Origin of the sequence: Erythrobacter litoralis (assembly GCF_001719165.1) — a bacterium.
Lineage (GTDB): Bacteria > Pseudomonadota > Alphaproteobacteria > Sphingomonadales > Sphingomonadaceae > Erythrobacter > Erythrobacter litoralis.
The window spans coordinates 1,874,895-1,890,281 of the sequence record NZ_CP017057.1; the positions used below are offsets into that span (position 1 = coordinate 1,874,895).

Annotated in this window: 15 protein-coding genes; all 15 read right to left on the minus strand. The window is 64.5% G+C overall.

All coding sequences use genetic code 11. The features are described 5' to 3' along the window. Positions 1-48 precede the first annotated feature (48 nt). Complete coding sequence (locus tag Ga0102493_RS08955; protein ID WP_034901081.1) at positions 49-459, minus strand: lysozyme inhibitor LprI family protein; 411 nt, start codon at positions 457-459, stop codon at positions 49-51. Then, positions 453-1,250, minus strand: coding sequence for a heme-dependent oxidative N-demethylase family protein (locus Ga0102493_RS08960; RefSeq protein WP_034901079.1), 798 nt, complete (start codon positions 1,248-1,250; stop codon positions 453-455). Before Ga0102493_RS08960 ends, Ga0102493_RS08955 begins: the two co-directional genes overlap by 7 nt. Before the next feature lie 7 nt (positions 1,251-1,257). After that, positions 1,258-2,268 carry a biotin synthase BioB gene (gene bioB, locus Ga0102493_RS08965; protein WP_034901078.1) on the minus strand — a complete coding sequence of 337 codons (1,011 nt, stop codon included), beginning with the start codon at positions 2,266-2,268 and terminating at the stop codon, positions 1,258-1,260. Beyond that, on the minus strand, positions 2,265-2,738 hold the full coding sequence (locus Ga0102493_RS08970) for a DUF6998 domain-containing protein (RefSeq protein WP_034901076.1): 474 nt from the start codon (positions 2,736-2,738) through the stop codon (positions 2,265-2,267). The genes bioB and Ga0102493_RS08970 overlap by 4 nt, the downstream gene beginning before the upstream one ends. Positions 2,739-2,740: 2 nt before the next feature. Beyond that, complete coding sequence (scpA, locus tag Ga0102493_RS08975) at positions 2,741-4,894, minus strand: methylmalonyl-CoA mutase (protein ID WP_034901074.1); 2,154 nt, start codon at positions 4,892-4,894, stop codon at positions 2,741-2,743. Between the two features lie 88 nt (positions 4,895-4,982). Then, on the minus strand, positions 4,983-5,771 hold the full coding sequence (locus tag Ga0102493_RS08980; RefSeq protein WP_034901071.1) for an enoyl-CoA hydratase-related protein: 789 nt from the start codon (positions 5,769-5,771) through the stop codon (positions 4,983-4,985). 24 nt (positions 5,772-5,795) lie between these two features. Beyond that, the gene (gene mce / locus Ga0102493_RS08985) at positions 5,796-6,245 is read right to left on the minus strand and encodes a methylmalonyl-CoA epimerase (protein ID WP_034901069.1); all 450 of its coding nucleotides are present in this window, start codon (positions 6,243-6,245) and stop codon (positions 5,796-5,798) included. 8 nt (positions 6,246-6,253) lie between these two features. Further along, positions 6,254-6,877, minus strand: a complete 624-nt coding sequence (locus tag Ga0102493_RS08990) for a hypothetical protein (protein WP_150132445.1) — start codon at positions 6,875-6,877, stop codon at positions 6,254-6,256. Between the two features lie 53 nt (positions 6,878-6,930). Beyond that, positions 6,931-8,463 carry an acyl-CoA carboxylase subunit beta gene (locus tag Ga0102493_RS08995; protein ID WP_034901066.1) on the minus strand — a complete coding sequence of 511 codons (1,533 nt, stop codon included), beginning with the start codon at positions 8,461-8,463 and terminating at the stop codon, positions 6,931-6,933. Positions 8,464-8,554: 91 nt separating this feature from the next. Beyond that, complete coding sequence (locus Ga0102493_RS09000; protein ID WP_034901064.1) at positions 8,555-9,583, minus strand: NAD-dependent epimerase/dehydratase family protein; 1,029 nt, start codon at positions 9,581-9,583, stop codon at positions 8,555-8,557. A gap of 38 nt (positions 9,584-9,621) precedes the next feature. After that, positions 9,622-10,977 (minus strand): glutathione-disulfide reductase, encoded by a 1,356-nt coding sequence (gene gorA, locus Ga0102493_RS09005; protein ID WP_069297492.1) that lies wholly within the window; start codon positions 10,975-10,977, stop codon positions 9,622-9,624. A 64-nt stretch (positions 10,978-11,041) separates the two neighbouring features. Further along, a complete protein-coding gene (locus tag Ga0102493_RS09010; RefSeq protein ID WP_034901060.1) occupies positions 11,042-12,508 on the minus strand; it encodes a DEAD/DEAH box helicase in 1,467 nt (488 codons plus the stop codon). 221 nt (positions 12,509-12,729) lie between these two features. Next, positions 12,730-13,161 (minus strand): energy transducer TonB, encoded by a 432-nt coding sequence (locus tag Ga0102493_RS09015; protein WP_150132446.1) that lies wholly within the window; start codon positions 13,159-13,161, stop codon positions 12,730-12,732. Positions 13,162-13,230: 69 nt separating this feature from the next. After that, positions 13,231-13,620 carry a hypothetical protein gene (locus Ga0102493_RS09020; protein ID WP_034901056.1) on the minus strand — a complete coding sequence of 130 codons (390 nt, stop codon included), beginning with the start codon at positions 13,618-13,620 and terminating at the stop codon, positions 13,231-13,233. 193 nt (positions 13,621-13,813) lie between these two features. After that, entirely contained in the window at positions 13,814-15,346 is a 1,533-nt protein-coding gene (gene pgi / locus Ga0102493_RS09025; RefSeq protein ID WP_034901054.1) for a glucose-6-phosphate isomerase, read from the minus strand. Positions 15,347-15,387: the final 41 nt, after the last annotated feature.

The window sequence follows — 15,387 nt, forward strand, 5'->3', positions numbered from 1 at the left end:
GCCTATGCCGCCTCCTCGCGCGGCCCGCAACCTATCGGATTTGCGCGCTCATGGGTTCGCTTGGGCAAGCTCGCGCAATTCGCGGGTGCGCATCTCGGTGAGCGCGGTGCGGCAGGTGGAGACGAGCAGCGGTTCAAGGCTCCCGCCCCGGGCATAATAACCATCGAGCCGACAATGCGCGTCGCGGAATTTCAGCCATGCGCGCTGCGCTTCGAGCAGGCTGGCGAAGAAGCCGGGGCGGGCGTCGGGGCGCATGGAATTGTCCTGCCATGCCACGTCGCGCGCCTTCATCGCGGCGGCGGTTTCCTTCCATTGACGATTGAGCGCGAGATCGGCCTTCTCGTATTCCTGCGCGGCGCACCAGTTCATTTCCTGCTGGCGCGTGGGTTCCTCGCAGTTCCAGTCCGCGTTGGGCGGCGCTGCCTGCATCATGGCAAGCGGGGCGAGAAGGGTCAGCAAGGCGGCGTCCTTTCGGCAGCGAAGGCGGTCAGCGCGTCAGCATAGGCCGGGGCGCCGCGCCTGTCGCCTTCGCCTGAGACGAGCGTTTCGACAGCGCGGGCGAGCATGGCGACGTTTTGCGCCGCCAGCGTGCCGAGCGGTTCGACGTGGACGCCGATGGTGAAAAGGATCGCGTTCGTTTCGGGCAGGCGGCGCAGGGTCTGGCGTTCGGAGCGCACGAACAGCGCCTCGCCTGCATTGTCCGGCGTGACATGGGCGAATTGTTCGTGGGGCTCGCCCTCGGCCAGCCAACGGCGCGCGCCCGTCGGGGCGATGAACCAGTTGCAGCGGCCATAGATAATGCCGGGCCGCAGGGTCGCCATGAAGCGGTCGACCCCGGTCGCAAGCTGCTCGTCGTAACCTGCGATCGGCGCATGGAGCGCGCGCAGCGGCAGCCCCAGCTTGTCGGCGGGGCGCCAGTCGGTCGGCCAGGCGACGGCGGCTCCGATCAGGCGGTAGATTTCTTCGTTTTTGGCGCGGGTGAGGAGGCACATGTCCTCGTGCGCGGCGCGGGCGGCTTCCGGCAGAGCGCCGTTCACCCCCAGCATGGCAGCGAGTTCGCGGCCCGGCGCCTCGGCCTCAGGAGTGAGCTGAACGGCTTCGGGCCATTCGTCGAAAGCATCGGCTCGCGCTGCGAGATCGGGATCAGGCTGCAGCCATTCCCCCTCGCTCAATCGGCTGAGCCCCATGCGAAGCTGTCCGCCCCCGCGCGCCTTGGGCAGCAACGCATCGACGCAAAAGCCGAGGGTCACGCCGACCTCACTCGGCGGGTTCGGTGGCCTTCGCCGCGCGCGCCGGTTCCTCGCCCTTGAGCGCGGTCATGCCCAGCTTCGCCAGCAGCGCGCCATCGCTGTCGTCGCCCGCATTGGGCGCGGTCAGGAGCTTGTCGCCGGTGAAGATCGAATTCGCACCCGTGAGGAAGCACAGCGCCTGCGTCGCCTCGGACATGCTTTCGCGACCTGCGGAAAGGCGGACCATCGACATCGGCATTGTGATGCGCGCGACCGCAACGGTGCGGACGAATTCGATGTCGTCGATCTTCGCCATTGGCGTGCCTTCGAGCATGTAGCCAAGCACCGTGCCCTTCACCGGGACGAGCGCGTTGACCGGCACGCTTTCGGGATGTTCGGGCAGGGTCGCAAGCGTGTGGATGAAGCCCACCCGGTCCTCGCGCGTCTCGCCCATGCCGACGATCCCGCCGCTGCATACGTTGATGCCCGCGCTTCGGACGTGATCGAGCGTATCGAGCCGGCACTGGAAATCGCGCGTCGAGATCACCCGCTCGTAATACTCGGGCGAGCTGTCGATGTTGTGGTTGTAGTAGTCGAGCCCTGCTTCCGCGAGCATGTCCGCCTGGTGCGGCTCGAGCATCCCCAGCGTCATGCAGGTCTCCATCCCCATGTCGCGCACGCCCTTCACGATCTCGACGATCTTGGGCATGTCGCGGTCCTTGGGATTGCGCCACGCCGCGCCCATGCAGAACCGCTGGCTGCCGGCATCCTTCGCCTGAGCCGCGCGCTGGAGCACGGCCTGCACGTCCATCAGCTTGGTCGCCTCGACACCGCTGTCCGCGTGGACCGACTGCGAGCAATAGCCGCAATCCTCCGGGCATCCGCCGGTCTTGATGCTGAGCAGGGTGCAGAGCTGGACCTGCTCCGGCGGGTGGTTCTCGCGGTGGACGCTGGCGGCGCGGAAGACCAGTTCGGTGAAGGGGAGGTCGAAGAGGGTCGCGATCTCTTCGCGGGTCCAGTCGGTGCGGAGGTGGGTCATTGGTTACTTCCGATCATTGGCAACCGATCTTCATCAGCGACGCCGTCATTCAATTTCAGCAGGCCACGAAGATTTACTGTATGCTGCCCTGTCCAGCTTTCCGGTAAAAGCTCAGAAACAACCCTTCCCTCTGGACCGTTATAGATCACCTCGCCCTCGCACGCCTCGTAGTCGAGATGCAGAACAATGAGATGGTCGGCCTTCGTCTCGACAGGACGAAATGCTGGGCCGCGACGCGTCCCGCTCGCCTTAACCTGAACCGATCGATCATCCGGCGCGTAGCCGTCGATTCCTTCATTACTGCGCCCAGTCAATCTGAGCCCGAAAAGATCAGCGGCTACCGCTTCGCCTAGGTCTCCAACGAGATTTCCATCGAACGTAAAACGAAGGTCATAGGCCGCGAAATGATCTTTCAGCTTATTCCGAGCCGCAACCAACTCTTGGACGTGAGGGGGTAGCCTGAACTTCATACTCACTCCGCCGCCTCGTCCAGCCCTTCTCCCAGCGGCGGCATATTGTGCCCGAGCAGCGTCAGGATATCCGCCGCGCATTCGACCACGTTCGAGCCGGGGCCGTAGATCCCCTGCACGCCCGCCTCGCGCAGGAAGTCGTAGTCGCTTGCCGGGATCACGCCGCCGGCCGTCACCTTGATATCGGCGCGGCCCGCTTCCTTCAAAAGCCGGATCAGTTCGGGGATGAGCGTCTTGTGCCCGGCGGCAAGGCTCGAGCAGCCGACCACGTCGACGCCGTTTTCAAGCGCCATGTCGCGCGCTTCCTCTGGCGTCTGGAACAGCGGGCCGGAGACGACTTCGAAGCCCATGTCGGAGAAGGCGGATGCGATCACGTTGGCGCCGCGATCGTGGCCGTCCTGGCCCATCTTGGCGACCATGATCTTGGGCTTACGCCCCATGCGCCGCTCGACCGCCTCGATGCCGCTCGTCACCTGTTCCCAACGTTTGTCGAATTCATACGCGGTCTTGTAGACGCCGCTCACCGGCTTGGGCGTCGCATCGTGGCGGCCGAACACCTCTTCCATCGCGGCGGAGATTTCACCCAGCGTCGCATCGTGGCGCGCCGCCTCGACCGCGAGTTCGAGCACGTTGCCGCCCGCCTTGCAGCCCTCGGTCAGCGCCGCGAGCGCCCTTCGGCAGGCGTCCTCGTCGCGGTTCGACCGGACCCATTCGATTCGCTCGATCTGGCCCTTGCGGACCTTGGCATTGTCGATGTCGAGCGTCTCGATCGGGTCTTCCTTGTCCTTCCTATACTTGTTGACCCCGACGATAACCGTCTCGCCCCGGTCGACCCGGGTCTGCTTTTCCGCCGCCGCGCGCTCGATCGCGGCCTTCGGCGCGCCTGCATCGACATAGGCCGTCATTCCGCCCGAAGCATCGACCTCGGCGATCAGCTTTTCCGCCTCGTCCACCAGCGTCGCCGTCAGTGCTTCGATGTAGTGCGAACCGCCGAGCGGGTCGACGACATTGGTGATGCCGCTTTCCTCCTGAAGCACGAGCTGCGTGTTGCGCGCGATGCGGGCGGAGAAATCGGTGGGTAGAGCGATCGCCTCATCGAGCGCGTTGGTGTGGAGCGACTGCGTCCCGCCCAAAGTCGCCGCCATCGCCTCGATCGTGGTGCGGATGACGTTGTTGTAGGGGTCCTGCTCCTGCAAGCTGACGCCGGAGGTCTGGCAGTGGGTGCGCAGCATCTTCGACTTGTCGGACTTGGCGCCCAGATCGTCCATCACCCGGTACCACAGCGTGCGCGCGGCGCGCAGCTTGGCGATTTCCATGAAGAAGTTCATGCCGATGCCGAAGAAGAACGACAGGCGCGGCGCAAAGGCGTCGATATCGAGCCCCGCATCCATCGCGCGCTCCACGTACGCCTTGCCGTCGGCGATGGTGAAGGCGAGCTCCTGCACCGCCGTCGCCCCGGCCTCGTGCATGTGATAGCCCGAGATCGAAATGCTGTTGAAACGCGGCATGTTGGCCGAGGTGTAGGCGATGATGTCCGAGACGATCCGCATGCTGGGTTCGGGCGGGTAGATATAGGTGTTGCGGACCATGAACTCTTTCAGGATGTCGTTCTGGATGGTCCCCGAAAGCTTCTCCTGACTGACGCCCGATCGTTCGGCGGCGACGATGTAGAACGCCATGACCGGGATGACCGCGCCGTTCATGGTCATCGACACGCTCATTTCATCGAGCGGAATCTGGTCGAACAGGATCTCCATATCGCGCACGGTGTCGATCGCGACCCCCGCCTTGCCGACATCGCCGACGACGCGCGGATGGTCGCTGTCATAGCCGCGATGGGTGGCGAGGTCGAAGGCGACCGACAGCCCCTTTTGTCCCGCGGCGAGATTGCGGCGGTAGAAGGCGTTCGATTCCTCGGCAGTGGAAAAGCCCGCATATTGCCGGATCGTCCAAGGGCGCCCGGCATACATGCTCGCCTTCACCCCGCGCGTGAACGGGGCAAAGCCGGGCAGGCCAGGGTCCCAGTCCGCGTGATCGTCGGCCGTGTAGAGCGGCTTGATCTCGAAGCCCTCGGGCGTGTTCCACGTAAGATCGCGGCCCTTCACCTCCTTGTCGGCGAGGGCTTTCCAGTCGGCGGGAGTCGGTTTGTCGGTCATGCGAGCGCTCATAGACGAAAGGACGCCCCCGGCGAAAGATGCGCCGGGGGCCGGTTGCGATTAACGCGTGAAAGGGGCCGGCGGTTGCCTAACGCCCCTTGAATTCGGGTTTGCGCTTCTGAAGGAAGGCCATGCCGCCCTCCATCGCATCCTCGCTGCCACCCGCGATGCGCTGCGCTTCGGCTTCGGCGAGCAGCACCATCTGCAGGTTCTGGTCGATCGCGGTGGCGATGTTGCGCTTGATGTGGGCGTAAGCGAGCGTCGGGCCATTGGCGAGCTTGGTCGCCAGCGCCCTCGCCTCGTCCATCAGCGCATCGTCATCGACGCACTTGTAGACGAGGCCCCATTCCTCGGCCTGTTCGCCGGAGATCTTCTCGCCCAGCATCATCATGCGCGTGGCGCGCGCCCGGCCGATCGCGCGGGTGAGCAGCCAGGTGGATCCGCCATCGGGCACGAGGCCGATATTGACGAAAGCCTGCAGGAAATAGGCGCTTTTGGCCGCGATGGTGAAATCCGCCGCCAGCGCGAGGCTGCACCCGACACCCGCGGCCGGTCCGTTGACCGCGCAGATCACCGGCACATCGGCGCGGATCAGCTGGCTCACCGCCGGATTGTAATGCTGGATAAGCGCCTCGTGGCTGCCGCCCTTGCCGCCCAATGCGCTGCCGCTGCCGCGCGCGGACAGGTCGGCACCCGAACAGAAGCCCTTGCCCTCGCCCGTGATCAGCACCGCGCGCGTATCGCCGAGATCGTAGAAGGCCTGACCCAGCTCGTCCGCCATCTGCGGCGGCATGGCATTGAGCCGCTCTGGGCGGTTGAGGGTGATGATGGTGAGCGGGCCGTCGCGCTCGACGCGGATGGTTTCGTAGTCGGACAAGGGTTTTCTCCGGTTGTCTAGCCGTCAGTTGGACCAGTGCGCACCTTCGCGGGGCGTCTCCATGATTTCCGTAAGCATGCCCTGCATGTCCTTGGGATGGACGAAAAAGATAGGCGTGCCGTGGGCACCGATGCGGGTGGGGCCGAGGATGCGCTTGCCCATTTCCTCGAATTCGGCGCGCGCTTCGGCGATGTCGGGGACCTCGAAGCAGACATGGTGCTGCCCGCCCAGCGGGTTCTTTTCGAGAAAGCCGCGAATGGTCGATTTTTCGCCGAGCGGCTCGATCAGCTCGATCTGGGTGCCGTTCATGCCACTGTCGGTGGGCGTGTCGACGAAGCAGACCTTCACGCCCTGCTCCTCGAGGTCGAACGGCTCATGGATATGCGTCGCGCCCATTGTGTCGCGGTAATGCTTTATAGAATCCGCGATGGAGGGGGTCGCGACCCCGATGTGGTTGAGACGGCCGAGTTTCATTTTTCACCTCATATGGAGCGCACGTCGGGATAGACGTGGAGGATATACCGGCTGTGGGAATGGCGCTTAGGTATGCCGAGCGCGTATTCGGCCGCCACATAGGCCGCTTCCCACGCCTCGGACGAGCTGGGTCCGTTCATCTCGTCATCGCAACAGAAATCCACCGTTACGAGGTAGGCGTCAACTCCGAGGCTTCGGAGCCAGACCAGATGCGCGAGACGGTTGGCGTATTGATAAAACTGCCTGTGCCACCTCTCAGCATCCATTCGCGCCACGCCCAATTGCATGGCAGCCCAGACCAGAGATGCCTTGATTCTCTCCAAAGATGCCTCGGATGCTTGTGAAGGCGGCGAGCAAAACTCGTCGATATGCGCTTTTGCCTCGACCAGCAGGGCGCAGCCATTGTCGGTCTTCCCAAGCGCGTCCCACTGCGGGCCGCCTTTCGGCCAGAAGCGCGCCAAGTCCCCATCAAGATGAGGCAACCCCAGCACTTGCAGAAACGCAGAGTCGCGATACTCGGCGAAATCATCGCCTTCGAGCGGGCTCACCCAGTCGATCCGCGACGCATTTTCAACACGAGACAGAATTGACTGTTCAAGCGAGCGCGCCTTGCGGCTGGCCGCAAGCTGCATCCATTTGAGGCTACCTTTGGTCCCTAGAGGCTGAACGGCGCGCACTGGTCACCTCACAGCGGAATATTGTCATGCTTCTTCCACGGGTTCTCGAGCTGCTTCGTCCGCAGCCGCCTCAGCCCCAGCGCCACCCTGCGCCGCGTCGCGTGCGGGTGGATCACCTCGTCGATATAGCCGCGTGAAGCCGCGACGAAGGGGTTGGCGAAGCGGTCCTCGTATTCCTTGGTTTTCTCGGCGATCTTTTCGGGGTGGTCGCGGTCCTGGCGAAAGATGATCTCCACAGCGCCCTTCGCGCCCATCACCGCGATTTCGGCGGTGGGCCAGGCGTAGTTGAGATCGCCCCTCAGGTGCTTCGACGCCATCACGTCATAGGCCCCGCCGTATGCCTTCCTCGTGATGATCGTGATCTTGGGAACGGTCGCCTCGGCATAGGCGAAAAGCAGCTTCGCCCCGTGCTTGATGATGCCGCCCAGTTCCTGCGCGGTGCCGGGGAGGAAGCCGGGCACGTCGACGAAGGTGACGATCGGAATCTCGAACGCGTCGCAGAACCGCACGAAGCGCGCGGCCTTCTTGGCGCTCGCGATGTCGAGCACGCCCGCGAGGACCATCGGCTGGTTCGCCACCACGCCGACCGTGCGCCCTTCTACCCGGCCGAACCCGCAGATGATGTTGGCGGCGTGGGCCGGCTGGATCTCGAAGAAGGTGCCCTCATCGAGGGTCTTCGCGATCACCTCGTGCATGTCATAGGGCTGGTTGGCGTTGTCGGGGATGATCGTGTCGAGGCTTGGCTCCTCGCGGTCCCACGGATCGTTCACCGGAAATTCGGGCACGTCCTCGCGGTTGGAGAGCGGCAGGTAATTGAAGAATTCCCGCGTCGCGAGCAGCGTCTCGATGTCGTTCTCGAAGGCGCAGTCGGCAACCGAGGTCTTGGTCGTGTGCGTGATCGCGCCGCCCAGTTCCTCCTGCGTGACGACCTCGCCCGTCACGGTCTTCACGACGTCCGGGCCGGTGACGAACATGTAGGATGAATCCTTCACCATGAAGATGAAGTCGGTCATGGCCGGCGAATAGACCGCCCCGCCAGCACACGGCCCCATGATGAGGCTGATCTGCGGAACCACGCCGCTCGCCAGCACGTTGCGCTGGAACACCTCGGCATACCCGCCAAGGCTGTCGACGCCTTCCTGGATGCGCGCGCCGCCCGAATCGTTGAGGCCGATGACCGGCGCGCCGACCTTCATCGCGGTGTCCATCACCTTGCAGATCTTTTCCGCGTGCCGTTTCGACAGCGAGCCGCCGAAGACGGTGAAATCCTGCGAGAAGACATAGACGAGGCGGCCGTTGATCGTGCCCGATCCGGTGACGACGCCGTCGCCGGGGATCTTCTGCGCCTCCATCCCGAAATCGGTGCAGTCATGCTCGACATAGGTGTCGAGCTCCTCGAAGCTGCCTTCATCGAGCAGAACGTCGAGCCGTTCGCGCGCGGTCAGCTTGCCCTTGGCGTGCTGCGCGTCGATGCGCTTCTGCCCGCCGCCAATCCGGGATGCTTCGCGGCGGCGTTCCATTTCGGCGATATTGGCGGACATTGCACGGGGCCCCTCGATTGTTCGAATGTCTGGCGGGTCGTTGCCGTAGCCTTGCCCGAGCGTCAACGTATCAAAATCGCTCGGGATGGCCTCAGCGCGGGTCCACGATGCCCTTTTCGACAAGGCTGCGCGCGGTCGCCTCGATGCTGTCCACAGCGGTGATGTAGTCGATGCCGAGCACTTCGCGCGCATGATCGCCCGAAACGTCGCGGTGGCGACCGAGTTCGGTCTTCACCTGCCTAATATCGGCCATGAAGGGCGCGAGCATCCTGACCACGAAGGACGGTAGGCGGCGCTCCGGCACCTTGCGCGCGAGATCGGGGACGCGCTCGCGCAGCACCTCGGCAATGTCGCGCATCCACAGGAACCTGTCCGACACCGCGAAACGCTCGCCCCGCACTGCCTCTGGCGGCGCGTCAAGCGCGCGGACATGGGCGAGCGCGACGTCGCGAACGTCGACGATGCCGAAACCCGCATCGGGCAGCGCTGGAATCTCGCCGGTGAGCAGCTTGCGAACCAGTTCGATCGAGGTCGACAGGTCATCGTCATGGACCGGGCCGAGCACCGCGACCGGATTGATCGAGCAGAACGCCATGTCGGGCGCATTCTGGGCGACCCATTCGCGCGAGGCCTTTTCCGCGACCGTCTTGGAGCGGTGATAGGGTGGCACGTCGGGATTTTCGAGAACCGTCCAGTCCTCTTCGGTGAAATGGTCCCTGCCCGGGGGGTGGCCATAGGCAATCGCGGCGGCGGAGCTGGTAAGGACGAAACGCGTAACTCCCGCCTTCTTCGCGCATTCCAGCGCCCGCAAGGCGCCCGCACGCGCCGGTTTGACCAGTTCGTCGGGATGTTTCGGAGTCTTGAGCGGAAAGGGCGAGGCGACATGGGCGACCGCGTCGCAATCCTCCATCGCCTCGGCCCAGCCGGAATCGTTTTCGAGATCGGCCTCGAAAACCCGCAGGGCCTCGCCCGCATCGCGCCAGCGATCGCGCAGGCGCGGCTCGCTCTTCGAGCGGTTTCGGACCGTGGTATGGACCGTCTTGCCCGATCGCAGCAGCAGATCGATGATCTCACCCGCGATATAGCCGGTCCCGCCGGTCACCAGCACCGTTTCAGCCATGCGTCTCTCCCTCGCCTGCCCCCGATGCAGTTCGCGGCCTATTTGAAGAGCACCAGCTCCTCGGCCATGGTCGGATGGATCGCCATGGTCGCATCGAAATCCGCCTTTGTCAGCCCAGCCTTCACCGCGACCGCGGCCATCTGCATGATTTCGGGCGATTCAGGACCGATCATGTGGAGGCCGACCACCCGGTCGTTCGCTGCATCGACCACCATCTTGTAAAGCCCGCGCTCGCTTCGGCCCGCGACGACATGCTTCATCGGGCGGAAATCGGCCTGGTAGACCTTGACGTTGCCGAGCGTGTTGCGCGCCTCGCCCTCGGTCATGCCGACCGCGGCGATGGGCGGGTGGCTGAAGACAGCGCTCGGGATGCAGGAATGATCGACCTTTACCGGCCCGTTCTTGCCGAAGACGGTGTCGGCGAAGGCATGGCCTTCGCGGATCGCGACCGGCGTCAACTGCACCCGGTCGGTCACGTCGCCGACGGCGTAGATGTGGTCCACGTTCGTCTTGCTGTATTCGTCGACCTTTACCTCACCGCGCTCGCCCAGTTCGACGCCGACCTCTTCCAGCCCGAGCCCCTCGGTGTTGGCGATCCGGCCGGTGGCGGCCATGACGACGTCGAACACCCGTTCGTCATGGCCGTCAAGCTTCACGTCGAGCGCGCCGTCATCACGCCTGCGGATGTATTCGAACCTGGTGTTGAACAGGAACTCGATCCCCTTGGTGAGCGAGATCTGGAGCAGCCGGTCGCGCAGCGCCTCGTCATAGGACCGCAGGATCGTGTCCGAGCGGTTGGCGAGCGTCACCTTGCCGCCGAACTGGTTGAAGATGCCGGCGAATTCATTGGCGATATAGCCGCCGCCAAGGATCAGGACGCGGCGCGGCACCTCGTCCAGATGAAACGCCTCGTTGGAGGTTATGATGTGCTCGCTGCCTTCGCACATGGGAACGTGCGGGCGCGCGCCGGTGGCGATGAGGATATGCGCGGCGGTGACGGTCCTGCCGCTTTCGAGCGTGATCTCATGCTCGCCGGTGATCCGGGCGCGCTCCTTGAACACGGTGACGTCATGATTCTCGAGCGTCTGGGTGTAGAGCCCTTCGAGCCGCGTGATGTCGCTCTGGACATGGTCGCGCAGCTTGACCCAGTCAAAGCTCTTGCCCTCGACGCTCCAGCCAAAGCTCAGCGCATCTTCGAGATCCTCGGCGAAATGGGCGCCGTAAACGAGCATCTTCTTGGGAACGCAGCCGCGGATGACGCAGGTCCCGCCCACGCGGTATTCCTCGGCCGCAGCGACCCGCGCGCCGTGGCCCGCGGCAATGCGGCTCGCGCGGGTCCCGCCCGAGCCGATGCCGATGGTGAAGAGGTCGTAATCGTATTCGCTAGCGGACATCTCGCCTCCGTTGGATTTGCCGGGGCGCTATGCAGGCGAGAGGCCCGCTTGCCAAGGGAAGCGTCTAGCCGCGCGGGCCGCCGCCCCCGCCAGCACCGGCCCGGCGCGGACCGCGACGACGGCGCTGGCCGCCCGCGCCCTGACCGCCCTGACCGCCCTGACCGCCGGAACGCTGGCCCGACTGACCGCCGGAACGTTCACCGCCGGAGCGATTGGGCCGCCCCTTGCGGGCGGGATGCTTCGGCTTGGAACGGGTTTCCTCGCCGCCCTGCCTTTCGGGACGCTTCGATGCGCCCGCAGGACGCGGCTTGACCTTTTTCTGCGAGACCCGCGTAGCGCCGCGCACGGGCGGCTTCACCGGGCCGACACCCTCGACCACGGCGCGGAAATTGTCCGGCAGAGGTAGGCGCTCGAATTCCGCATCGGTCGTGCGGGTTATGTCCTTCAAATAGGCGCGCTCGTCCTCGGCGCAGAACGCGATCGCGATCCCGTCACGCCCGGCCCGTGCGGTGCGGCCGATGCGGTGGACATATTGTTCGGGTACGTTCGGGAGTTCGTAATTGATGACGTGCGAGACGCCCGGAATGTCGATCCCGCGCGCAGCCACATCGGTCGCGACCAGGATCTGGGTGCGCCCAGAGCGGAATTCGTCAAGCGCGCGCTGACGCTGGCCCTGCGACTTGTTGCCGTGGATCGCGTTCGCCGCGATGCCGCGCTGCGACAGCCGCTTCACGACGCGGTCGGCCCCGTGCTTGGTACGGGCGAAGATCAGCACGCGTTCGGTCTTGCCCGGAACCTCGTGACGGCCCGACAGGATCATCTCGAGCAGCGACTGCTTTTCGTCCTGCTGGACCATGAAGAGATACTGGTCGATCCGCTCGGCGGTCGAGCTTTCGGGCGTTACCGACACCTGCACCGGATTGGTGCAATAGCCGTTCACCAGCTCCTTGATCGCCTTGGGCATGGTCGCGCTGAAGAACAGCGTCTGGCGCTCCTTGGGCACCAGATCGCGGATCTTGCGAAGCGCATGGATGAAGCCGAGGTCGAGCATCTGGTCCGCTTCGTCGAGAACGAGCACTTCGACGCCCGAAAGGTTGAAGGCGTTCTGGTCGATGAGATCGAGCAGGCGGCCCGGCGTCGCGACGAGGATATCGGTGCCGCGGTGGAGCTTGTTGCGGTCCTTGTTGACGCTGGTTCCGCCGACGATGACCTGCACCTTGAGCCCGGCGAGCGCGCCGTAATCCTTGGCGCTCGCGGAGATCTGCACCGCGAGTTCGCGGGTCGGGGCGAGCACCAGCATGCGGCAGCTCTTGAAGGGAATGCGGTTGTCGCTGGCGCGCAACCGGTCGATCGAGGGCAGCATGAAGGCCGCCGTCTTGCCGGTGCCGGTCTGTGCGATGCCGAGCAGGTCGCGCCCCGCGAGCACTGGCGGGATCGCCTGCGCCTGGATCGGGGTCGGCACGTCGTAGCCCTTGAGCTCGAGCGCCTGAAGAACGGGCTGGGAAAGCCCGAGGTCTGAAAATCGTGTCATGAAAACTCGCATGATGTGCGAAGCGCACGCGCGAAATGGGCGTGCGAAGCGCGGGGTTTGAAACCGCCCGCGTGAATTGGGAAGTCTGGGAACGAAAGAGGCCGGCACCGGGGCGGTCGTGTCACGACCGCCGCTTCACGCTGGCTTGCCTGCCTCTATGGGCTGACAGATGGGCCTCCCGGGCCCGAAAGTCAAAAGATATCGCGTCTGACGGTCGCAGCCTACCAAATAGGTTCGGATCCGCCCTTCCGGTCGAGGAACATCCTGAAATCAACTGTAGCGGTGTAGGCGCCTTCGACCGCATTGCCGTTGGCGTCGCGCGCAGGTTCGAAAACGTGGTGCTCGATCCGGCGACGGCACAATGCGGTGGCAACATATCTGCGGCGAAATTCGCGGTCGAGACGGCAATCCGCCACTTTGCCGTCCGGACCGACCGTAAGCGTATAGGTCATGACCTGGGTAAGCATCCGGTTCCGCGACGCTTCGGCCGCAAGCTCGTCAAGTCCGTCGAACGAAACGAGCGCGGGGCCGCGCCCTCGGGGTGTATCGCCATCGGCAAGTGCAGGCGCGGCGAAAAAGGCGAGACCAGTTCCGGCGAGACAAGAAGCGAACTGTCGGAGAGAATTCGGCACAGCAACCATGGCAACCTTCACTCAAGAACAATCGTTCCTTTGTTTTCTTGCCAAACAACCCTCAGTTCCCGCAAGGCACTTCGTCAGCGTTCATGTTTTCGCGCGCAGGTCCTCGTAGACCAGGCGCGCAGTATAGGTTCCCGGCACGGCCGCACCGCTCGCGTCGTGGGCGGGTTCGAACGTGTGATGCTCGACCAGTACCTCGCACAGCATCTGGTTGACGTAGTTCTTGCGAAACTCGTTCACGAGCTTGCACCCCGTGACCTTGCCCGCCTCGTCGACCGAAAGCGTGTATCCGACCGCAGCCCGCCAGATGCGCAGGCGCTTGGATGTCTTGAGGAACTCCTGCTCGCCGTCGAATGCGACGAGGCGTACCGGCGTCGCTCCATCGGCATGCTCGACCCCGGCGTCCTGTGCGAAGGCGGGGGGCGAAAGCAGGATGGCAGCGGCAGCAGCCGCGAAAAGGGGGCGCAGGGTCATGGGAGAAGTCCGTCTGAAAGTGTGCGACATGTTGCGCCAAGCCTAAAGGCAGATTCCCGCCGCGCAATCCGAATTGACCGAGGCGCCGAATTCGCAAGATTCGGCAATCATCGTATCTCTTCGAATAACTTCCCGCCGGTAGCATGCATTTATGCATCGGGCGCGTGGAATATATTACGCGTCGGAAAACCTATCAGGCCAGTCCCGCCGCCTTCATCAGCGCGGTCGTCGACGGGTCGAAATCGCCCTCCCCCGCGTCGATCCGCTTGGCGAGCGCCTTGCCGAGTTCGACACCGAACTGGTCGAAAGGATTGATCCGCATCAGCACGGCATTGGCGAAGGTCCGGTGTTCGTGAAAGGCGATCAGTGCGCCGAGCGTGGCAGCGTCGATATCGTCCACAAGGATCATCGCGCTCGGCCGGTCGCCGGGATAACAGCGCGCCGGATCGTCCGCCTCGCTTCCGGCCATCAGCGCCGCTCCCTGCGCGAGGCAGTTCATCAGCAGTGAGCGGTGATGCGCAGGATCGAGCAGGTCGCCCGGCGCGATCGAGGCGATGAAATCGACCGGCACGAGATGCGTGCCCTGGTGGAGCAGCTGGAACACGGCATGCTGCGCATCTGTCCCCACCCCGCCCCATGTCACTGCCGCGGTCGGGCGCTCCACGGGTTCGCCATCGACAGTGACCCGTTTGCCGTTCGATTCCATTTCGAGCTGCTGGAGATAATCGGGCAGGAGCGCGAGGCGTTCGTCATAGGCGAAGACGGCGCGCGTCTGACACCCCCTCAGGCGCGCATAATACTGGTCGGCAAAGGCGGCGAGCAGCGGGGCGTTGGCGCGCCCATCGCTTGTCCGGAAATGGTCGTCCATTGCCTTCGCCCCGGCCAGCAGCGCGCGGAAATCGTCCATCCCGCAGGCGAGCGCGACCGGAAAGCCGATCGAGGACCAGATCGAATAGCGACCGCCCACGCTTTCAGGGAAAGGCAGGATGCGGGTTTCATCCACGCCCCATTCGACCGCCACTTCCGGGTTCGCGGTGAGTGCGATGACCCGGCCATAGGGATCGGAGACGCCCCTTTCCCCCAGCCATTTGAGCGCGCTCGCAGCATTGGTCATCGTCTCGGTCGTGGTAAATGTCTTTGAAGCGATGGCGACAAGCGTCGTCGCCGGATCGCAGGCGGCAAAGGCCTGTTCGAGCGCGAGCCCGTCTATGTTCGAGACGACATGGACATCGACCCGGGCCCCGTCGCGGGTCAGCGCATCGACCGCCATCGCCGGGCCGAGGGCCGACCCGCCAATGCCGATATGGATGAGGTGTTTGACCTCGCCCAGCGCGTCGTCATGGATCGCCCCTGCCAGCATGCCCATCCGCGCGAGCAGCGCTCCGGCTTCCTCGACTTCGGGTTCCGGCCCGCTCCCGCGCATCGCGCCGTGATTGGCGGCGCGCCCCTCGGTCGGGTTGACGATCCCGCCCGAAAACAGCGCCTCGCGCATGCGAGGGAAATCGCACGCTTCGGCGAGATCCTCGAATGCGCCGAGCGCTTCGTCGTCGAGATGCGTCTTCGACCAGTCGAGCAGCATGCCGACATCGCCGAGTTCGCCCAGCCGGAATTCGAGCCGCCGCGACAGCTTCGCCGCCCGCTCCGGATCGTTCGCGAACAGCGTTTCGAGCGTGGCGGGCTGGAGCGCGTCGAGACGCTCCCATGCGGCGGATATCGGATCACTCATACGGCAAACCCCTTGGCGCTTTGGACGGGGTGCGAGTAAGG